This window comes from Actinomyces vulturis (assembly GCF_001687305.1).
Taxonomy (GTDB): Bacteria; Actinomycetota; Actinomycetes; order Actinomycetales; family Actinomycetaceae; genus Actinomyces; species Actinomyces vulturis.
This window is the reverse complement of the sequence record NZ_KV700385.1, coordinates 145,984-167,842: the sequence shown is the minus strand read 5'-3', so window position 1 is coordinate 167,842 and position 21,859 is coordinate 145,984. Positions and strand designations below refer to the sequence as shown.

Sequence of the window (21,859 nt, the reverse complement as noted above, 5' to 3'; positions counted from 1 at the left end):
CACTCATCCCCCTCTGTGTTCAGATTTCCCACCGGTCGGGTGCACTGACCCTGTAATCAACACCAATAGCCTTAAAGTGCTTGATTGCGGCGTTGATCTTCGCATTCTCCGTAGGACGACGCTTGGTCGGATCCTGAGACGATTTGGTTTCCCGAATCAAATACAAGTGCTCAAGGCTATCTTCAACTTTGATGATCGCCCAGTCCGGGTTGTAATCACCCACCGGGGTAGGGATACGGAACTTATCAGGCAACTTCATGAACAACTTAATGTCCTCACGGTTGTCAAGATACTCAGCGAACCGTTCTTCTATTGCAGAGTCAAACACGACGTAATCGAAATCAGTTTTGTCCTTGTTCGTCACCTTATAGAGCTGATCCCTAAACCGGTCTTTCTCCTCAAGTCCATCAGCTTGCAACTCGCGTAACTCATAGATACTGCCACCAATAGGCTCATACTGGATACCCTCGATGAGGACCTGGGAGAGTTCTTCCTCGATACAAGTGGTAACCATCTTGATGAAATCATTGGGATTATCCAAGAATTCACCAATCCGTTCAGAACCCAACAAAATGTCGATAATGGTCTTACGAGTTAGCGATGTTGATTCCTGAAGCTGAGCAACAATATCTGGCAATGGGTAAGCACCACTGAGTTTGGCTGCTCGGCTGCCAAGTTCGGAGCCTTTGGGCCCACCACGAGTAATCTCCAGGCCGGTACGGGTTACCTGAATACGGATCGGCTGAATCGAGGGAGCCTGTTTAATTCGCTCGATGCACTTTTCCACCAACTGGTGGCGATCCAGGCTAACCCGGTAGGTAGTGCGGGCCGTGATCTTCTCCCAAAACTCTTCAAACTCAGGTGCGGCATAAACCTGCTTGTTGAGCTTACGGTTCACACGCTTACGCTTGGGTTTGATAACTGCTTCTACCTTGCAACTATCAACAATCTTGATGACTTCTTCCTCATACCCCGCATATTCCTCGGGAAGGTTCAAAGTGAAGCCGAGCTGGTTGGGAACCCAGGTGCCCATGACCTCACCGGCATTGTTGAGGAAACCGCGCTCGTGCAGCAACTGCCAAATCTCATGAGAGCGTCGAGTGCCCAGACAGGTTTCCTTACCATCGACCACCACTGGTAGACCAGCAAACTCTGTTTTACGCACATACCCGATTTCCACGCCTGCCTTGCGGTATTCATCTTGTAAAGCAGAAGCGAACGCCCTATAGGGCTCATTAGCTACCACCGTCAACTGGGCAACTCCAGCATCCTTTACCCGCTCACCGGCCTGGTTGACCGGCAAGCGCAGGCCACGCCCGATGGTCTGACGCCGCTCAGTCTCACTGGCCATGTCACGTAGCGTGCAGATCTGGAACACGTTCGGGTTATCCCACCCCTCACGCAGTGCTGAGTGAGAGAAAATGAAACGCACAGGTTCGTCCAAATCCAATAACCTGGCCTTATCGCGCATAATCAACTCGTAGGCATCATCATCAGCCTTGGTTTTACCGCTGGAATCTTTGAAGGTGACGGTCGCGGACTTGGCCTTTCCCTTTTTCATTTGCGCAAAATAACCTGAGCGCACCTGGAGGGGGTCTACGGGAAGGAAACGGTGAGAATCAGAGCGTTTGGCTCGCTCTTCGCGGTAGATCTCGTCGAACCAGCTAGCGAACTGGCCGTTGGCGTCTAAGTTATTCACTCCATCACCCAAATATGAGGCGACCTTGTCAATGAAGAACAAGGAGAGCACCTTAATCCCTTGGGCGTTGACTTGTGCTTCTTTGCGGATGTGTTCGCGGATGGTCTCACGGATCATTTCTCGGAAGACTGAGTCTTGATCGCTACCGATAGCCTCACCGACTTGCAGAATTCCATGATTGGTTAGCTCGATCTGTTCGGGCTGGACACTAATCTCGCTGATTCGCCAATTCGCCTCATAGGCTGGGTTACCACCTGAGAGTCGCTCTAAGTCCGAACCTTGCGTTCCCAGCACGGCTTTTTTGACGTAACTGCCGTCTTTTTTCTTGCACACCAGTTCGAGTTTGGCTTTGAACGGATCACGCCGCACCTCAAGTAAGCGCACATACGGTTTAGCTGATCCACCGAGTTCCTGAGCGTCAGCCACCACAATCTTCTTCACCAACTCCAGGCGGTGAGCATCCAAAGGATCCAACCGGTACACCACATTGCGTGTGGTGCGGTGGGTTGCCGAGTAGCGCAGTGTGCACATGGGGTTCAAATCAGCTACAGCTGATTGGGCAAGCATGGACTCCATGCTCTGCGGTTCATCCATAATCACAATCGGATGGGTTGCCTTTAAGAAATCTAGTGGGCGCAGCCCGGAGAGCTTGTCCCGGCTCTGGTGGATGATGCGCGTGTTCTTATCCCCACGCAGGGAGTCAATCGTCATCACCAAAAACTGCAGACTAGTGGCGGTCGCGAAATCACGCACGTCTTCTGCCCGGTCACCTGAGTAAACCGTGTAGTTCATGTTTTCACCTGGGTAAAGGTGACGGAAGTGCTCCCGCATTAGTTCAATACTGGTTTTCACACCCTCACGAATAGCCACCGAAGGCACCAAAATGATGAACTTCGTAAACTGATACTTCTTGGCCAACTCAAACGCCGTACGTAGATACACGTAGGTTTTTCCGGTACCGGTTTCCATCTCAATATCGAACTGCAAACCATCAACCAGACCACTACTGATCTCCAAACCGTTCGCATCCTGGACCCGCTGCAAATTCGCGAGAATCGTGTCCTCATCCAACAGCAAGTTGTTACCGTAAGCTCCGACTTCATCGGAAATATCCAATGCGCTTTGAAGTTCGCTCACTTCAAAATCAAGCTGTTGTTGGGCAGGCAGGTACCGCAAACCAGTCACCAATTGATCCGCATCTAAAGGCTGGCCGTCAAACAGTGAGGTAACAGCATTGATGGCACTGGCCTGATAGGGCTGGCGTGGGTCAAACTGAAAACGCATAACCTTGTTTCCCTCCCAGACTCACGCCGTCCACAAATCAACGTTGTGAGTCCGGCACTCCTGCACCAGATTCGTTTTCAACTCATCGCCACCCTTGAAAGCATCCTCCAAAATCACCAAACGGGCCGGCTCCAACGCCACCAACGCACGTAACTGATCCAATGTGGGCGTCACATGCTCATTCAAATACGTAAGCACCAACCCGCTTGCCACACTAAACACCTCGAGCCCAGCAACAGTCTTGGTCTCAATCTGTTCGGTTAGGGACAATCCCAGCTTGAGTAGGACCTCAGTTAGCAGTGCTTCTGGGCGTGCGTTATCGTCAGCAGACTCAGCCATCCCCGCCAGCAAACCAGTCAGTTCTTCTTCAGGTAAAGCAGAGGTGGCCTTCCATTTTGAGAAATTAGTGTCCACCAGTTTGTAAGCGCGGAATCCCACATCTAGAGCATCTGCACGACCATCCAGCTTTTCAGCCTCATCAGCCAAAATCTTTGCTCCCGCGCGCCGAATACGCTCTCGCGAAATATCCGCAATTGTCTCATGCCCCTGCTCGCGCGCCACAGACCTCTCAGGCGTAGGCTCCGGCAACTGAACCGAAATACACTTGCGACTCCCACCATCCTCAGCATTCAACGCCATCACAGCATGAGCAGTAGTTCCCGAACCAGCGAAAAAATCAAGGACAGTTGAGTCAGGCTCAGAGGCTGCTTGATGAAGGCAATATTCTACTAAATTGGTCGATTTAGGCGTGTCGAACACCCGGGATCCAAAGAGAGCTTTTATTTGGAGAGTTCCTCGCTCTGCAGAGAATTCCGGGCCAAGCCAAACTGACTTTGGTTTTACTCGACGTTTCCCATCATCTGGCAAATAGTCTTTTTGAAATACGTCAAATTCATTTCGCCCAGAAACGAGTTGAACCGCAATTTCAGGCAATCTATTTGTAAAAGTCTCACGCCCCCAGCGCCAGCAACCGTCAGACCCATCTGATAAATGTGGATAAATTTCATAGTCTTCGTCAGACGATCGCTCTAGTCCAATGTGTCCGTTCGTCTTATTGAAGAAGATTGGATAAAACATATTCGGTCGATCTTCACGGCGTGAATTGCTACCGCGTTTACGTAAGCCGAGCAGTCGATACCTTCCAGCCTCATCTTCATGCTTATAATCTTTTTCGTATTCATCGGGGGCGGGAACGCCATTTGTCACAAACTCCGATTTACCGTATATCAAAAGATATTCGTGAGATGTGGCCACGTATTGTTCGTCGGACCTACCTTTCAGGTTGTTGACTACACAAATTGAAGCAATAAAATTGCTCTCACCGAAAATCTGATCACACAAGTCCTTTAGGTTAGATTGTTCATGATCGTCAACAGAAATAAAGATTGCTCCGTCATTTGTGAGTAGATTCCTAGCAAGTTTGAGTCGCGGGTACATCATGTTGAGCCAGTTGGAGTGGAATCGTCCGGCTGACTCCGAGTTGGTGGAGAGCTTTCCTTCATCATCGGACTGCCCGCTCATCTCGAGGTAGGAGCCGATACCGTCGATGTAGTTGTCTTGGTAGACGAAGTCGTTTCCGGTGTTGTATGGCGGGTCGATGTAGATCATTTTGATCTTGCTGTAGTAGTGCTTTTGTAGAACTTTGAGCACTTCGAGGTTGTCACCTTCAATGAAGATGTTTTGGGTGGTATCCCAGTTAACCGAGTTTTCTTTGTCTGGCAATAAAGTAGCGGTGGTGGGTGTCTGAGCGGCGCGGATCGCTTGGGTCTTGCCCGGCCACGTCAGTCCGAAGCGTTCGCGGGGATCCTCAGCGTCCTCGTCGATGAGGGCACGTAACGTATTGAGGTTGATTTTGCCGTCAGCGACGATCTCGGGGAAGAGTTGGGCGAGTTTGGCGGCGGCCTCGGTGGTGAAGTTTGGTGTGGTTGCTGGAACTTCGTTAATTTTCTCAGACATTGGCAGGCTCTTTCATCATTGAATGCGTTTGCTTTGCAAGGGCCATTATGGCTGCTGCCCTCGGCCCCAACGTTATACGAATACTTTAGTTTTTGGCCCAGTTCGGTACTGTTTCTCTGGATATTTTGCTTTGGAAACTGTGCACTTTGAGAACAGTCATTATGAATGACAGGTAGAGTTTTTTAGCGACTGCTTTCGATCTCCGTCATACCTCATAGATGCGATGAAGGCGTCGCCGTAAATAAGGCGTAGGTCATTGCAGGTTTCATCACTCCCCGATACGAGCAGTGGGCGGTACTTCCTACAACTTAAAGCACAGAAAATCTATACCCGGTTTACTCGTTAATTCCCTCTTCAGTGTTTGTCTCATCAACGGATTCGTCTGCACGGGTCAGTTTCTTCAGCAGCCGATGCTTGGCTGAACCAATGCCTGAACCTGCCGTCAAAACCATCTTTGTTGCGCCGTTAAGGGCAGCATTACCAGCCTCAAAGGTTTGAGCCACGACCTGCTTGGCTTTGCCAGGCTCTTTTGCCTCAGCAGCATGCTGTGCATCGAGTTCAGCAAGCATTTTTAAGTAACGGTCGGCACCCGGAGTAGGCGGGGGATTCCTACGAAGATGGCGCTGCAGGCGATGTGATTGTTTGTTAAGGGAGACCAAAGTCAGGCCACCCGAAACTACACCGCCGAGAACAGGAACTGCCTTTGTCACACCTTTGGCGAGGCTGTCTTTTGTCACCTTTACGCCGACGAATTTCAATGTTTGCTTGACTGGGTTATACCAAACAGTTTTTGTTAAGGCTTGTTTGGAGATCTGTTTTTGAAGGGCTGGACGAGCAACAGTTGTAGCGAACGCACTTACCGAGTTTGCCGCTCCGGCAACTCCGAGCATGATGCCTAAGAATGAAGCGAGAAGGCCTAATGTTTCATCGTCAATATCTTCGAGGTCTGACAGGAACGCTTTCCAGCCGTACAAGTACGCAAGTTTCTGCATGATTCGGAAAGCGTGGACGTAGTACTGAGTGATATCACCGGGAATCGTTGCGGCTAAACCAATACCGCCAGGGATACCTGCCGCGAAAGACATTGATGCGGACTTTTTAGTCTCAAAACCGATTGACCGTCCAGCAATTTCGTCAAGAATCTTGGGAGAAATACCCGCTTCGACTGGAGTTTCATTAATTGCTTGGTCAATCTGCAGATCTGAGAGCGCATATTTGCGCAGTTCCTGACGGAGGAATTTTTCACGTTCGATCCTTACTCCGCGTAGACGAATAACTACTTTTAAGAAGTCTTCCGCGAACTGAACCGCCTCCGCATCCTGTTCAGCGGTCATTTCGTTGAGAGTTTTTTCATCAACAAAATCAGAGACATCCTCGAGAATCTCGACATCATCAGTCATGGTTTCAACTTCATTCGACTCGTCAGTCACTGGGGACTCCATCTCGAAAGGCCTCTGACATTTAGGGTAGGTCACGTGTCTGTCAGGAGAATTATGCCCTGATTTCCAGAGATCGAGGTGATACTTCAGGGAAGTTTTCGAGAACTAATTTCAGAACGTCATCAGAGAAAAGAAGGATTTTTCCCAAGTTTTTATTTTCTCCGGAACACCTTCGTTCTTAACCAGGGAATGAGGATACGGATCCCGAGGCGCGTAGTGGCGAATCAGAGGGCCAGATACGCGCATGCGTGTGGAATACAGGGGCTCATCAATCCGTAGATTTCGGACGGTAGCGTTCTAGATGAGCGAAAGTGCGTTGGTTTTCTGACAAGCGTGCCAGTGGGCTCCAGGAGCGGGCATCGTGAGGTGCGTCGGTGATAACTGGGTTAACTGGACGAGCGCGATAACATGGGCGTTCCGAGAGCAGAGGAGTGATTGCGTCAATCTGCTGCGCCATGGCATCGCCAAAGCCTTTACTCGCCCAGGACGTTTTCATCCCCCAGCCGCAGATGATGAGAGCGTTAGGGAATTCGTTGAGTCGTTTCTCTAACCCGATTCTCGCCGGCACAGGATCCAAAACGTCGCTGTGACCACGATTCAACGAGGGCTTGGCAAAAGCGAAGAGATTACAGAACGTCACTCGAGGATGCCGAGGCGTGTCAGTCCGGAAATCTCCTAGGTCGCTACCCAGCATGGACAGCACTCGCCTGACCGTTGGGTCGGAGAGTTTCGTAGTCCCCTGAGCATCAGGAGTCTTTCCTATGAAAGGCACACCTGCTGTTCCCGGATTGAATCCGATGAAAATGATGTCCCTGCAGGGAATGGCGGGGGAGTGGAGCGTGTACGTCAGTTCCGTACGACTCGGGTTATCGCCGTTGAAACTCACCACCGAGTGGCCTTGGAATTCCAAGCGTTGAGGAGTGTTGAATGCGTACGAAAAATCAAAACTGTGTTCGGTGCTCATGGGTTGCTCATTGACTCATTGGTAGCGGGGGAAGCGCGCTGGACATAGGGAAATAGAGGTCTGCGATCCCATCAAGTTGAGCGCGAATCTCTGGGAACGGCTGATTAAGATCCAGCGTGCGCACAGCAATGCTGTTGCCGCTCATGGAGTACGTGGCGTCGGGCTGAATATCTGAATCAGTCTTCGCATACAGCAGCATGCCTGACACTTTCGTTTCCGACCCCACCTTGACCTGCTTGTTCTTCACATACGTAAAGACTTGATACAGATTTCCCGAGTGGATCGTGTGCGAATCAAAACGCTGCTGGGTGTTATTCGTGTAGTACTTCGCATCAATGATGAGCACCGTATCTTCCGCTTCAAGAGTGATGTCAGTTCTCATCGTGGGCAACATGTCAGAGAAACCATCATCAAGAGTCCACTCCACCATGGGCGCATGGGCCTTGAGCTCAGGGTGCTCCTGGCGGAAATACTCAAGAATGAACTTCTCATACAGGCGTGGCATATCCTCATCGGTCTGGAAGAAATCCATGGCCCGGAAACTGCCCTCACGGCGGCTCTGAAGTAAACGCTTGCTGGCCATGTAACAGATCGCAATCAGCATGCGATAGGTCTGATTGTTTCTGTCATAGCGCACGCGCCAATTCACCCGGCGTAAATCAACCGTCTGCACCTCACTGAAATACATCAGCAATTTTCGAAGAGTCTTTTTACGCTTCTTCGAAATCCCAGAGCGAAGCAGTAACTCCACTGTCGACTTCACGATGCGGTTCATCGGTGTATCCACCGAAAACTCATCGAAAGAACACACCAGACGATGGCGCAGCAAACTCTGAGACTTCAGCGAATCACTGATATCAATTTTCCCCCGCAGGGAAGACAACTTCTCATGATGTTCCACATAATCACGCCCAAGCCCCTGCTTGATTTGAGACGTGATTCCGCGTTCGAGAATTGCCGCGTACAACTCGTCAATATGCTCGAACTCTTCAGTCGCAATGCTCTTGTATCCATCTTCCCGAAGCACAGAAAACGCATACGACAGCATGTAGTAGACGTTCTGAAGCAGAATCACCTGATTGCGCCCCTCAAGCGATCGGACCAGTCAGCAATGCGGGAAGGATCATCAAACCAATATTCCTTGAGTAACGGAATCAGTTCGTATTCGACGATAGGCACCAGCGCGGCGTCATCGGTAGAACCGGGACGTAAATTGCAGAAGTAACTGTGCCCAATGCAAAAGCCATCACCCAGAGAATCATCCTGAGCAATCACCTCATTGAGTAACTCCACCTGACGGAGCAAAGCATTGAACTTTGGCTCCCCAAGACTGTCGCGGTACTCAATGAACTTCTCCGTCTGGAAGCCAGGCGTGAGATCAAAGAAGGCGAAACGACGCCGCAACGCATAATCCAACATGGCCAAGGACCGGTCCGCCGTGTTCATCATGCCGATGAGGTAGACATTGGACGGAACATAGAACAACTCATGTGAATACAACAGTTGCAAAGTGTTCTTAGAGCCGCGCTTATCGTTCTCAATTAACATGAACAACTCGCCGAAAATCTTCGACAAATTGCCACGGTTAATCTCATCAATGATGAAGAAATAGTCGTTCTCAGAATCGTCAGCAGCCTTCTTGCAGAATGAGTAGAAAGCGCCCTTCGTCAGCTCAAAACCGTTCGCAGAAGGACGATAACCCTCAATGAAATCCTCATACGAATAACTCTGATGGAACTGCACCATCATCACGCGGCTGACATCTTTCTCGCCCATTAACGAGTACGCGAGACGTTTTGCTGCGAAGGTTTTACCAACGCCAGGTGCTCCTTGAAGAATGATGTTTTTCTTGACCTGCAGGATGTTCGTGAGGGATTCGTACTTGTCTGGACTCATGAACACTTCACTGAGGAAGTCTTCAGGCGAATACTCGGGATAGTCGATGACAGGTTCATCATCGACTTCATCGAGTTTCTCAGCATTGTAAAAACCCTCGATGCGACTGACGAGTTCGGTATTCGTCGTCAGATCAGTCAACGTCTTCATACTCAGGAGATCATCAGTACGGAATATGGTGTTATCGGTCCAGTCGACTGAACGGAAATGCGGATAATCGCCCTTCGATTCATCGAATTCATAGGCTCCGGATACAACACCACGGCCGATAATTTCTTGTCGTCCTCGTTTCGCCCAGATGATGTCACCTGGTTTCATTTCATGGGCAAATTGCCAGCAAGCTAGTGCCGCATTGTTGTGAGAGGTTTCGCCACCACGAGAGTGAATAAGGGCATCTTGGATGTCATCTTTTGATGGATAGTCGTCGAGATTTCCCAAGTCTGCCCATGAGATTGCAGCTGTATTCGTCTGCTGAAATTTGCTCCACTCTGAGGCATTTTTTCCAGGTGCGAGTAACCAATAGCGAACAGACGCAATATCCGGATCGCCAAGGACGTTTGTGCTGTCAGTAGATGTTTGTACCGGGGCTGGTTTTGGCACGTTCCACGTAGATTCAGATAATTCGGGAAAACTGCTGTACGAGTAGGCCTTACTCAGCGCGGTTTCTTTAAGCGATTCACAAATCGAAAGGTAGCGTTCAGCATCGGGCATGCGGCTCAAGCGTTTTAAAGTGGCGACAATGTCGGGCGAAGTATGTGAAGGATCGCTAAGAAATTCACGTGTATTTGAATCCAAATTCATGTACGTATGTGGACGAATCCAGTACAGACCGAATGACAGCATCCACCGCAGTCCAAATTGACGATAGGTGTTGTTGAAGATACGAATGAAATCTTCGCGTGTCTTGTCGGTAGGCCGATCTGCATGGAATAGGGCTATCTCGAACAGAGCCCAAAGATTGTCGATATCGTCAGGTTTTCGCCGCGGATCACCATCAAAGGCGTAGAAAGTGGCTGCCATGTTATTGACCAGCGGAATTCCATTGAACTCCTGCGGGACAGGGGCATCGATACTGAATGAATCCTTGAAAGCAGTTACAAGCTTAATTCGGTTTTCGAGTGTTGTGTGTTTGTTGAACAGCGCGTACACACTGAAAGGATCGATATCAATCGGAAGCGGATGGCTATCAAGTTTAGGCAACTTGAGGCCGGTCGCAGCGAAGATCTCCTGGATCTTCTTCATGAGCGCTTGGCGGTCATCCTTGTAGGGGAGGAGTTTGTCAGCCAGTTCCTCGTAGAAGGGGATCCATGCGTACTGCTGTGACATTGTCAGTTTCTTCCTTGAATCACACCGTATGAACCATTCATTTGTGAAAGGAACGCATACGTCAGCGCCGAATACTGCTGATCTAAGAATACGGTGGTGAGAAGGGAAATGTGCTTCCCGAATACCAGTGTGTGATGGTGCTGTTGCGCGTGTGGAGATATCACTGTGATGGAAGGATGAGCACCACGTTAGGCGCCGTAGTCAACGAACACTGAATCAGATGGAGGGCCAACACATCCTTCGATATCCTACTGTCATGGGGAAGAATAAGTTCACTCACTCCCACTTCGTTGACCCGTCCTTTGACGGGCTGATGAAAGCCTGGAAAAAATATCAGCGATTCTGGGCGCGATGGCAACGCCCCGTGGGTAGGCCCATGACCCTAACCTGGCCCATGGATGAAACCGGGGAAGCATTCGGTGAACACGAAAAACTCCTCGCCGGAGACCCGGAAACTGTGGAGACCTACCTCAGTATGGTGGTCCACCGTAAAGACCGGAAGTTCCTCAAGAAACTGGTGAAAAAATCTGACCACGGCACCTACGGTGGCCTCATGGCTGACCTTGCCTATTATCTCTACACTCAGATTGACCCGGCGGCTGGTAATGATGTGACAGCGATCTTCTGGCCTCTTTTGCCTGTCTTGCCCCAGCCATTTTATGGCAGCCCGGAGAAAGCCAAACTCTTCGTTATCCTCACCAGTCCTGCTTACGACCAGCGCTTCATTCCTTCCGCACCAGGGTGGACTTCCGAACAATTCGCCCAAGCCTGCTTTGACCAGTACCGCAACGGCCGTCGGCTCTTGGGAGATATTGAAGCCGACGAGTACAAGTACGTGCCCTGGGAAGAAACCGAGGGCTACTACAAGGAGATGTACTACGGGGCGGAAGGCTCCAGTGCTCAATATTTGGTGCCCTTGTGGAATGAGGCGCTTGGTGGCTCGGCCAGTTTTGACGAGGCACACAAAGATTTCGTGTTTCACACGCACCTCAGTCCTTACCAGGTAACTGACTCCTCTAGCGTATTTGTGCAGGCACTTCGCGATCTCAATGAGTCCGGTCAGTGGTTGCCTTCCCAAGAGGCTTTGCTGAAGGTGGCTGCCGCCTGGGTGAACTGCTATCAACTGGGAGAACAGTCCACTGAGCGGGTGCTGTATGTGGGCAGCGCCCGGAGGGAATTCGTGGACGCATTACTGGTAAAACTTGAGGAATATGGTGCAGATTCTGAAAAACTTAAGCATGTCCTAGCGCTTCCCCAAGGGCTCGAACTTCTCTAACCACACCTTCGGTGTGATGCGCGGAGTGGAAAACGTCGGTGGTGGCCAGTGGGTAGCCCAGTCCGCCGGCCCTCAGGCTGATTCTGGTGATGAGGTGGCCGACGACGTGCACCTTCTTGACCGCACAGAGCCTCCTGCCGTCATTGCTTCCGTTCTCGATAGCGTGACCCATGCGTCTGAGGATTAGGTGGCGCGTGAAAAGTGGCTAAGAAAGGTGCTGAGAACAAGCACTGAACACAATTAGTCAGAAACCGATCGTGCGATACGGAGTGCTCGCAGTCTCGTGAACTGAGTCTGCGAGCACTCCGCTGTGTTCGATGTGAAAGGTGCTGCTTAGGACTTCATGGGCAAGAGTTGTCTCATTGGGGCAGGAGTTGGTCCATCGGCACGTAATCGTCCAGGTCCGGGGCAAAGCGTCCTGATGCGCCATTGGCTTTAAGAATCGGTATCTGCCCACGGTTTCCTGAGGTGAGGGAACCAGTCTGTCGGAGAACCTCATCGGCGCTAGAAGACTGACTACTTCCCTCAGTGAGCGCCGGCGCAGGGGAAGAGGCATCGGGGAGGTGAACAATAACTGTTGAATTAGGGGTATTGGCTGCTGGCCCGTGAGTAGGCGCTGCCTGGCTATGAGCGCAGAGCATTGGAGTGCGGGTAACAGCTGTAGGATCATTCGCAGAAACCGTAGTAACTTGTGCGCTAGCAGGAGCAAGCCCAGGAACTGCGTCGACTCGCGTCATAGTGGCTGTCAGCAATTGGTAGGTTGCCCGGGAAATTCGCTCCGTCAGTTCCGTGCCGTAAGAGTCACCAAAGTCGGCGGTAGCAGCAAAAATTCCCGTAGGCACTACGCTCGCGCGTAGCGCAGTCATGAGTGGACGCATGGCGTAATCAAGCATGAGTGAATGCCGCGCGCTACCACCGGTAGCACCGATGAGCACGGGGGTGCCCATGAGACGCTCGTTGCCAATGAGGTCAGCAAACATCTTGAACACGCCCGAATACGAACCAGCGTAAACCGGAGAAAGTGCCACCACGGCGTCTGCCCCTTCAAGCACTTCCAGAGCATGATCTACGGACGCTAACGGAATGTGGTTGAGATGAACCGCAGTTATATCCATCGCCAGGGGGCGAAGACTAATGTCCTCGATATGCAGTGAGATACTGAATTCATGGGCACGTTCCTGCAGGGCTCGGGTCACGCGCTGAGCCAGCAGTTGTGTGCTCGACGGCGTGGACATCCCCGCATTGATGACTGCTATCTTCACAGTGGGGTCAGTATCTGGGTGCTGAGTAGTCAGGCTCATCGTGCATCCTCCGCCCGGAGACCAGTCCAGTTATCGCCCGTTTCGAAGCGGTAAGAGTCTGCCCATTGGCCTGCGTTCTGCTGCATTAAGGCACGATCGCGCTGCTTAACGAGGCGTTCGTGAGTGGGAGGAAGAGCAACGTTTTCTGGCTTATTCTCATGCCAGAACTCGCGTAGTCGAGGTGCTACCTGCTCACCAAGGATACCGATCTGGTCTATCACCATGGACTGGGACAGGCCTGCATGGTCAATCAGGAACATTAGGCGCTGGGGGAATCCATAGGCCTGAATCATCCGCGTGTAGGCGTTCACTACCTGGTCTGCGGTTCCCACCACGAGGGGTGTGGAGTTCATGAAGTCCTCAAGTGAGGGGCCGTGGCCATAGACCGGGGCGTTATTGAAATAGGGACGGAACTGCTCGATGGCTTTGTCTGCGTCCTTATTCATGAAGGCATGCCCGCCAATGCCCACGAATCCGGTGTGCTGGCTGTCCGCCTGGTAGTGGTTCCACCGCTGGCGGTACATGGAAATCATTGAGTGGGTGTGACGTTGAGGCCAGAACAGGTTGTTAGCGAAGAATCCATCACCGTAGAACGCTGCCTGCTCGGTGGTCTGAACAGAGCGGATTGCGCCGTGCCAGACGAAAGGTGCCACATCGTGAAGCGGGCGGGGAGTTGAGGTGAAAGACTGCAGGGGAGTGCGGAATTGTCCTTCCCAATCCACCACGTCTTCTCTCCAGAGGCGGTGCAGTAGGTGGTAGTTCTCAATGGATAAGTCGATGCCTTTGGTGATGTCTTTCCCGAACCAGGGGTAGACCGGCCCAGTGTTGCCGCGTCCCAGGGTGAGGTCCATGCGGCCGTCGCTGAGGTGCTGAAGCATGGAATAGTCCTCAGCAATTTTCACTGGATCGTTTGTAGTGATGAGCGTGGTTGCCGTGGTGAGCTGGAGAGTAGACGTGCGTGCGGCTAGATAACCGAGCAAGGTGGTGGGGGAGGAGGAGAAGAAAGGCGGGTTATGGTGCTCGCCGATTCCAAAGACGTCTAACCCCACTTCTTCAGCGGTTGCGGCGTAGGACAGGACTGCTGAGATGCGTTCGTTCTCGGTGGGGGTTTGGCTGGTGGTGGGATCTTCGGTGATGTCAGAGACTGAAAAAATGCCGATTTGCATAGTTTTTTCCTATCAATGTGGGTGTGGAGTGGCTTAGGGGTGAATAGGGTGTGTGGTGCCCTGTGCGTTGTATGGGGCTTTACTGAGGTCGGGCTTCTGTGATGGGGAGTATTGCTGTGATGGAGGGGCTGTGATGGGGTGTGTTGTTGGGAGGGCTGTGCTTCCCTGCCTTGAGGAACTGGCTCTTGAGGCGGAGGGGGTTTGGGGTGTTTTAGGAGTTGAGTTCTCGAAGGGTTCTTGTGGCGTTCTCGGAACTTGGGTTCGTGAAGGAGTCTTCCGGCAACCTTAGGGCTTGGGTTCGTGAAGGAGCTTTCTGGCAACCTTAGGGTTCGGATTCGTGAAGGAATTTTCTGGCAACCTTAGGGCTCGGGTTCGTGAAGGAGCTTTCTGGCAACCTTAGGAGTCGAGTTCGTGGAGGTGCGTGCTGAGTTTCTTCAGTAGCGTGGAAAGAGTTGCCATTTCCTCGTCGGAAAAAACGTCCATAAATGATTGGCTGACCAGGGCGTGGTGGCGATCTCGAACGCAGGCGAGTGCGTTCAGTCCGGCTGAAGTTAACTGTAGTGAATAACATCGCCGATCTGTTTCGGACTGAATTTTGACAATCCACTTCCGTTCGATCAGGCGGCGGATAGAACGGGAAAAACCTGAGGTGGTGACAAGGACGGTGGCTCGCAGTTCGGCCATAGGTAAGGCGTGATCGGGTGCTGACTTGAGTGTGGCCAGTACATCAAAATCCGACAAACTCATTGTTATTGCTGGATCCTTGCTGTGCTGGAGGTCAGAATCGGCAGCAGCCAGGATGTGGGACGAGGTGTAAATGAAGTTTTTCCAGGTCTCCCATTGAATGGGGGAGATGGTGGAACGTTGAATCTCGTGCGGGGTGGTTGCTGTCATGAAGGAACAATAAAACTTAGATAGTTGCGTGCGCAACTATTTTTGTTGTTTTGTGGCTCTCAGTGCTGAGGAGATGGATAAGTGCGTGTCATTGTGAGTGAGTGAGTGGGCGGGTGGGGGCCTTTCGTCTTCACATTGCTTGCTATTTTCACTTTTAGTGATGGGGGTGTATGTCATGAACAAACATGGTGGGCACTCGCGTTAGCGAGTGCCCACCATCAAGGGTGATGTGTCATCCATATCGTCATCAACAATAGGGAGAGATCCATCCAAACTTTGAGTGCTGGTGAACCGGTGAATCAATGACATGCCGGTAACTCAGCGAATCATCGGCGTGCAGGTAAATCAGTGAATGATCCATGTTCCGATGAATCATCGAGGTACGTGATAATCGATGGTTAGAAAACCTCGGCAGTAGCAATCAGTACCGGATGGCATCAATCGGTTTGATCTTCACCGCCACGATAGCCGGAATGATACCTGCCAACGCGCCCACCACAGTGGCACTAGCCAAGCCAACAAAGGCTGCCATCATGGGGAAGGGAGGAGTGACCTTCGGGGCAAAACCTTCACCAAAGATCACGCTCAAATCCATAACCCTCACCCCGATAATGGCAATCGCAATACCCACCAGGCCTGCGACAACCGTTGCCACCACGGACTCCAACATGATGGAGAAAAAGATGCGTTTATTCGTGGCACCAAAGGAACGGCGTACACCGATCTCATGAATTCTCTGGCGTACCGTCACCATAGAAATGTTGACCAGGCCCAACGCACCCAGCAGCATGATGGCCACACCAGAAGAAATCACCACTTTGAAGAAGGTGGCAAAACCATCCAACTCGCTACCCATGAGGTTGTCACGAGCCGTGGTAGCTTGAGAGCCGAAGGTAGCATCAAAATCCTTCTTTGCCAGTGATTCGATTTGCTTGGCGCCATCTTTACCAGCCCACAACTCCAGCGTAGGCATGGGCATCTCAAAGTCTCGAGGTAACCAGTGGTTAAAAGAATCGGCAAGGACATACGCAGTCAGCGGCTCGGTTCCACAATCAATAAAATTACCATCTGGCCCCTCGCACATCCGCTGTGAAGTCTTATCCTCCGGAAGCACACCCACGATTGTGTAAGTCACCCGAGCAGGAGAGAAGCCATCAATTGTGACCGGACCGGTCAACTCACTCATTCCCAGTTGAGTGAGCACACTCTGACTGACCACGATACTGGGAGAGAGGTCATCGGCGTCGTCAGGACGGAACCAGCGGCCCTGCTCAACCTCGGTGCGGTGCAACATACCGTACTGGCCAGAAACTACCGTGGCATTAACAGTGGACGCCCCTTCCGGGAACGACAAACGCAGATTCGTGTTGTAGAACGTGTCAGACAAATTCACGTGGTAACGCTCAACAAATGCATTCATTGCTTGCTGAACACGCTCGACTTTTGCATGCTGATCATTAGGATCAGTACCGTCCGATAGTGACGAAGCATCAGTGTCAGCAGACCCATCTGAGGATGAATCTCCATTTGCCTTCGGCGCAATCTCCACAGTCACGGTGCCAGGGCGGCCCGTGTACTGCTCGTTAATGTCACTGAGAACTTTCACGGAGATCTGGCCAAGCGCCACAACAAAGGTCATCGCAGCAACGGCTACAGCCACGCCGACAAGACTGAGTAGCACGCGTAATTTACCGATACGTAGTTGGGCCCAAGCTTCAACAAGAGCACCCAAGAATCCTGTCATGATGCCAACTCCTCAAGAGGAACTTCAGCAAACTCCTCTAAAGAGCCAGCCTGATGAGACTCCACATGGATACGCGTAAGCACACCATGATCGAGTCGATACTGAGTCTTTGCGCGAGCAGCAACAGCCAAATCGTGGGTGATCATGATTAATGCAGCGCCGTATTCACGACACTGAGATTCCAGCAGATTCATCACAGAGTTACCGGTATCTACATCTAATGCCCCTGTGGGCTCGTCAGCCAAAATGATGCGAGGCCCACGAGCGAGAGACCGAGCAATGGCCACCCGCTGTTGCTCACCGCCACTCAGACGACTAATCGGCATGCCAATTTTCTCTTCAAGGCCTACGGCCTTAAGTAATTCCTCAGCGCGAGCAGTACGCGTAAAAAACTGCGTACCCGATGCATAGAGCAGCGGCATGGCCACATTTTCCGTGGTGTTCAACCCGGGAATGAGATTGAAAGACTGAAACACAAAGCCGAAGGTATTGCCACGAATATGTGCGCGCTTACTCTCACCCATCTTCGTGGTTTCCTTGCCATCAAGGACATAGGAACCAGCAGTGGGCTGATCTAGCAAACCGAGAAGGTTAAGCAGTGTCGATTTACCAGTACCGGAGCGGCCCACGATAGCCACATGCTCACCGGGCTCAACACTCAGGTTCACATCTTTCAAAATTTCTAACGGCGGAGAATCGGGTACTTGGAAAGTACGAACTACGCCGGATAATTCCAGCAAACTCATACGATCTCATCACCGTTCTCGTCGTAGCACACGGAGTAATCGTCTTCACAGGTGTTGGGTTTACCCTTACGCTTCACATCCTTACCAGGGACGAATTTCAACACTGTGTCCCCTTCGGCAAGGCCATCAGTGATCTGGACGTTGACGCCGTCTGTCAGCCCCAGTGTCACGGAGCGCTTTTCATTGACTGACGGATCATCAGGATTGGGAACAACCCATACGTCACCGGTGGCAAAGGAACCTTCAACAGCAGACACCGGGAGAAGAAGAGCGTCAGTAGCACTACCAGAATCAATGGAGATAGTGGCCTTCAGGCCGGGGAAGACCTTCTGGTCCAAAGGAACAGAACAACGAACCTCAACTGAAGTGGAATCGCCGCCGGCAGGAACAGAATCCGTGGACTCTGCCGGAGCCTTCTTCGTGCTGTTGTTGTTCGTGCCGATGGTTAAATCAGGACAAGTAAACGGTGCAGGGCCACCCTCGACAGTAATCGTGGCTTGGGTGGGGGCGTTCGTCAGGCGGTACTGCTGAGCAGGAGTCAGTGTGCCCTTAGCGGAGTAAGTGCCGGGGGAGACCGTGGCCACGGTGGTCCCCACAGAGGTCTCTTGGTCTTTAATCACCATGAAGTGAACCGTGCCAGAAATAGGGGCCTTCACGTCCTGCCAGGTAACAATGTCATCACGCTTAATGATGGTGGGGTTACCCTCGTCATCCTCACCTTCGATGGGATCTTGAGGCTTGACGTTCTTAATCGTCAGAATTGGCTCACCGGCCTCCACATGATCGCCATTGTTGTACCACAACTGATTCACCGTGCCGTTCAGCGTGGCAGGAGCGGTCACAGCAGAATCTTCAACAATGAGACCAGAGACATCGACCGTATTGGAAATATCGCCCTTCTCCACGGTGACAGTGGGGGTAGTAACCAAAAAATCGGGAGTGAGTTCCGGGCCGGCATTTTCCTTTTGATCAGGGAAGAATGCAATTTTCGTCAGGGCAATGGCAATGATCAGAGCGATCAGAACCTTAAACGCGGAGAACACGTAACGCTTTTTCACGGTGAACATCCTTGGCTAATCTGCTTGGCATAGTGGCACGCAGAAGTGGCGAGTATCAGGGCAACATTACGGTGTGATACTCCGAAACGCTCTCATTCTTAAGGATGAAAAAAGATCTGGCTATAGTGCTGCGTCATTTTCAGGGATGAATCAGGGACATCCCCGAGAAAAAGAGGTGGGGGCCCCGCGCATGCGCGGGGCCCCCACTCAAGTCGAACCAGGCCAAACCTTGTGAACGCTTCAGCGTTCCTCCTGGTCAAGTTCTAGGAATGCGCCAGCCAATTGCCACACAAAGTCAACAGATACGCGCTCACCAGGCATGTGTGACTTCAGGTGGCCAGCAGAGCGCTTTACTGTAGTCGACCGGCAGGTGCGCTAGGAGCAGCCTTAAGGAATGCCGGAGGATTGAAGCCATTCTCCTCATAAGCCTTCACCACAGCCTGGGCCACAGTATCCACGGCATCAGCATCAACCAGGGCAATGGCGCTACCGCCGAAGCCACCACCTGTCATGCGAGCGCCATGCGCACCAGCGTTACGTGCAGCCTCCACAGTCACATCCAACTCAGGGCAGGTCACTTCGTAATCGTTGCGCAAAGAATCGTGGGAAGCATTCATCAGTTCACCCACGCTCGCCAGCACATCGCCTTCCAGACGCTCGTTGTTCTTGAGAAGTTCCACCAACTCAGCGGTACGAGCAATCTCCGTGACTACATGGCGGGTGCGGCGTACGAGCATGTCAGCGTCATCAGCGATCTCGCTGGCAGCGTCAGCGCATGTGGCAGTCTGATCGTCGAGAGCCAGGTGGCGTAGGTGCCCCATGTCTTCAGCGAGGTTTGCCGGATCAAGATCAGCAAGGAGATCAACACCCATGAGGGCTGCGGCACGCTCGCAAGCAGCACGGCGAGCGGCGTACTGGCCATCAACCAAGGAGTGTGGTGCCTTGGTGTCAATGACAAGCAGGGCCAAGCCGGAAGCCGCCAAATCGAAGGGGACATGCTCGACGCTGCCGTCGCGGCAGTTAAGTTTCAAGGCGTGACCTTCGTGGCAGCGCAGTGAAGCGGCCTGGTCCATTCCGCCGGTAGGAGCCCCCGCGACGTCGTTCTCCGCACGCACGCAGTACGTAACCAACTGAGCGCGGCCTTCATCATTGGGAGCATGGGCACTACCCGCCATAGGCTGGCCGTCAAGTTCTAGGCCTGCCATGTCAGCCAGTGCTACGGCAACGGAGCATTCGAGTGCGGCAGAGGAAGACAGGCCGCCACCCAGTGGCACACATGAGTAGAGAGCAGCATCGAAACCGGGAAGCGGGCCAAGACCAGCCTGTTCCATAGCCCATGCCACACCAGCGATGTAAGCGGCCCAGCCCTTGACTTCACCTGCGCTGCCCTTGGGGCCGATTTCATCGAGATTCAACTCATCAACGGCCTCACGAGTCTGGGGGGAAACTAAGCGGATCGTACGGTCATCGCGCACGCTCAATGCCAGGTGAGCGCGATGAGGCAGAGCAATAGGAAGAGCGAGGCCACCGTTGTAGTCAGTGTGCTCGCCGATGACATTGACGCGTCCAGGGGCGTACCACACCCCCTGTGGGTTAGTGCCGAAAGTATCGCGGAAAAGCTCAGTTGCTAACTGGACTCCCTCATCACTGGTCAGTGCGGGGGAAAAGACGGGCTCGCTCATAGGTTTCTCACTTCGTTGGGGTCACGGATGAATCGTGTTGGGCTTAAGACTATCGGGCTGGACTATGCCGTTGCGACGCTGGCATACGTGCAGCCGGTTAAAACTGATGTTAGGAAGCCACCATGATGCTCACGCCCTGATCTTCCAGGATTCGCACAGCATCATCGTCAGGTCGTTTGTCGGTAACGAACACTTCAATGGCGTTCATCGGGCAGAAGGTGCGCAGGCCAAGCACACCCCACTTGCTGGAGTCCACTACGGCTACGGGTGTACGCGCCGCAGCCAGCAGTGCCTGGTTGGTGGCGGCTTCGGCGAGGTTCGGGGTCATTAGGCCAATAGACGGATCGCATCCGTGAGCACCGAGGAACACCCACTCCACCTTCAAAGAGGACAGTGCGTCTGTCGCCTGCAATCCCACCAGTGCGTCCGACGGCGTGCGCTCGCCTCCCGTGAGAACCACAGTGGGGGCGCTCTTGCCTTCTTCGCGGGCGGCGTCTGCGGCATCGAACAGGGTGATAGCCGCTGGTAGAGAGTTGGTGATGATGGTGAGGGAGCCAAAATGGGGCAGTCGCGTAAGTGCTTCGGCCACGGCCAGCGTGGTGCTTCCTGCGGATAGGGCTAGAGAGTCGTGGGGGCGCACCAGGGAAGCGGCGGCTGTACCGATTTTTTGTTTGTCCTCTTGACGCAGGGTGGACTTTGTAGCGAACCGGGGTTCCAGGGTGGTGGGGCCTGCGGCTACGGCACCACCGTGGACGCGTTCGACTAATCCTTGGCTGACAAGTTCGGTGATGTCTCGGCGCACAGTCATTTCAGAGATGCCCAGAGCCTCGACTACTTCGGCGACACGGACACCTCCATTCGCACTGACCAGGTCCAGGATGTACTCCTGGCGTTGGCGCGCCAGCATGGGGGCTGCGGTGTTGTCGGTCACGCGTCATAGTTTGCCACGGTCCCCACAATTTCGCTCAGAATCACACATGGAGCGGTCGGTAGTTCTGTCAGCGGGAAAGTGGCTTCGAGGAAAACGGCCAGGAAGTGGTGAGTGGGCGTTGTGTGCTGCGGCAGGAAATAGGGGCCTGGTCAGCCCTAGGGGTGTGTGAGTGGGTTAAAACATAGTCGCGCACGTACAGGACTAAAGTCCTCGCGAGGCGTTGGAAAACAAAATTTGGTACATCCGTACTGGAAAGTTCTTTCTCCCCAAAAATAAAAATTGTGGTCTCAGTCTCCTTTGGGTGGTACGGTCGTACTACGACGGTTGCTCAAGACAGTGAGGTCTCTAGTAACCCCTTCCATTACTTCGGTAATGGGCGGCAAAGTACATTCGTACTAACGTTTCGCACTATCGTGAAGATGCAGCGCGATCGCGAAACTAGTACGGGTGCACTAGCCGGAAAAATACACAACACCAATCACATAGGAGTGATTACG

16 protein-coding genes are annotated in these 21,859 nt (G+C 52.5%); 2 read left to right on the top strand and 14 right to left on the bottom strand.

Features of this window, described 5'->3' with window-relative positions:
• Positions 1-19: 19 nt before the first annotated feature.
• The 6 genes from A9753_RS00595 to A9753_RS00570 form a co-directional block, all read right to left on the bottom strand.
• Positions 20-2,983: a restriction endonuclease gene (locus A9753_RS00595; protein ID WP_067778709.1), complete on the bottom strand. Its 2,964-nt coding sequence runs from the start codon at positions 2,981-2,983 to the stop codon at positions 20-22.
• A 21-nt stretch (positions 2,984-3,004) separates the two neighbouring features.
• On the bottom strand, positions 3,005-4,939 hold the full coding sequence (locus tag A9753_RS00590) for a site-specific DNA-methyltransferase (RefSeq protein ID WP_067778706.1): 1,935 nt from the start codon (positions 4,937-4,939) through the stop codon (positions 3,005-3,007).
• 335 nt (positions 4,940-5,274) lie between these two features.
• The gene (locus tag A9753_RS00585; protein ID WP_176702694.1) at positions 5,275-6,381 is read right to left on the bottom strand and encodes a hypothetical protein; all 1,107 of its coding nucleotides are present in this window, start codon (positions 6,379-6,381) and stop codon (positions 5,275-5,277) included.
• Positions 6,382-6,646: 265 nt separating this feature from the next.
• Entirely contained in the window at positions 6,647-7,342 is a 696-nt protein-coding gene (locus A9753_RS00580; protein WP_067778700.1) for a hypothetical protein, read from the bottom strand.
• A gap of 7 nt (positions 7,343-7,349) precedes the next feature.
• The gene (mcrC, locus tag A9753_RS00575) at positions 7,350-8,417 is read right to left on the bottom strand and encodes a 5-methylcytosine-specific restriction endonuclease system specificity protein McrC (protein WP_067778698.1); all 1,068 of its coding nucleotides are present in this window, start codon (positions 8,415-8,417) and stop codon (positions 7,350-7,352) included.
• Positions 8,414-10,480 carry an AAA family ATPase gene (locus tag A9753_RS00570; protein ID WP_245637322.1) on the bottom strand — a complete coding sequence of 689 codons (2,067 nt, stop codon included), beginning with the start codon at positions 10,478-10,480 and terminating at the stop codon, positions 8,414-8,416. The genes mcrC and A9753_RS00570 overlap by 4 nt, the downstream gene beginning before the upstream one ends.
• Positions 10,481-10,940: 460 nt before the next feature.
• Here A9753_RS00570 and A9753_RS00565 point away from each other — a divergent pair, with 460 nt between their 5' ends.
• Both A9753_RS00565 and A9753_RS09725 read left to right on the top strand, forming a co-directional pair.
• The gene (locus tag A9753_RS00565; RefSeq protein WP_176702693.1) at positions 10,941-11,840 is read left to right on the top strand and encodes a hypothetical protein; all 900 of its coding nucleotides are present in this window, start codon (positions 10,941-10,943) and stop codon (positions 11,838-11,840) included.
• A 25-nt stretch (positions 11,841-11,865) separates the two neighbouring features.
• Entirely contained in the window at positions 11,866-12,027 is a 162-nt protein-coding gene (locus A9753_RS09725; RefSeq protein ID WP_176702692.1) for a hypothetical protein, read from the top strand.
• A 172-nt stretch (positions 12,028-12,199) separates the two neighbouring features.
• On the opposite strand, the gene A9753_RS00560 is transcribed toward A9753_RS09725, so the two are convergent.
• The 8 genes from A9753_RS00560 to A9753_RS00525 form a co-directional block, all read right to left on the bottom strand.
• Complete coding sequence (locus A9753_RS00560) at positions 12,200-13,141, bottom strand: CE1759 family FMN reductase (RefSeq protein WP_067778688.1); 942 nt, start codon at positions 13,139-13,141, stop codon at positions 12,200-12,202.
• Positions 13,138-14,307, bottom strand: a complete 1,170-nt coding sequence (locus A9753_RS00555; protein WP_067778685.1) for a CE1758 family FMN-dependent luciferase-like monooxygenase — start codon at positions 14,305-14,307, stop codon at positions 13,138-13,140. Before A9753_RS00555 ends, A9753_RS00560 begins: the two co-directional genes overlap by 4 nt.
• A 396-nt stretch (positions 14,308-14,703) precedes the next feature.
• Positions 14,704-15,201, bottom strand: a complete 498-nt coding sequence (locus A9753_RS00550; protein ID WP_067778682.1) for a MarR family winged helix-turn-helix transcriptional regulator — start codon at positions 15,199-15,201, stop codon at positions 14,704-14,706.
• Between the two features lie 421 nt (positions 15,202-15,622).
• Positions 15,623-16,945 (bottom strand): ABC transporter permease, encoded by a 1,323-nt coding sequence (locus A9753_RS00545; protein WP_067778679.1) that lies wholly within the window; start codon positions 16,943-16,945, stop codon positions 15,623-15,625.
• A complete protein-coding gene (locus tag A9753_RS00540) occupies positions 16,942-17,691 on the bottom strand; it encodes an ABC transporter ATP-binding protein (protein WP_067778676.1) in 750 nt (249 codons plus the stop codon). Before A9753_RS00540 ends, A9753_RS00545 begins: the two co-directional genes overlap by 4 nt.
• Positions 17,688-18,758, bottom strand: a complete 1,071-nt coding sequence (locus tag A9753_RS00535; RefSeq protein ID WP_176702691.1) for an efflux RND transporter periplasmic adaptor subunit — start codon at positions 18,756-18,758, stop codon at positions 17,688-17,690. Before A9753_RS00535 ends, A9753_RS00540 begins: the two co-directional genes overlap by 4 nt.
• A 341-nt stretch (positions 18,759-19,099) precedes the next feature.
• Positions 19,100-20,431 carry a galactokinase gene (gene galK / locus A9753_RS00530; protein ID WP_067778670.1) on the bottom strand — a complete coding sequence of 444 codons (1,332 nt, stop codon included), beginning with the start codon at positions 20,429-20,431 and terminating at the stop codon, positions 19,100-19,102.
• Between the two features lie 109 nt (positions 20,432-20,540).
• Positions 20,541-21,362 carry a DeoR/GlpR family DNA-binding transcription regulator gene (locus A9753_RS00525; protein ID WP_245637321.1) on the bottom strand — a complete coding sequence of 274 codons (822 nt, stop codon included), beginning with the start codon at positions 21,360-21,362 and terminating at the stop codon, positions 20,541-20,543.
• Between the last annotated feature and the right edge of the window lie 497 nt (positions 21,363-21,859).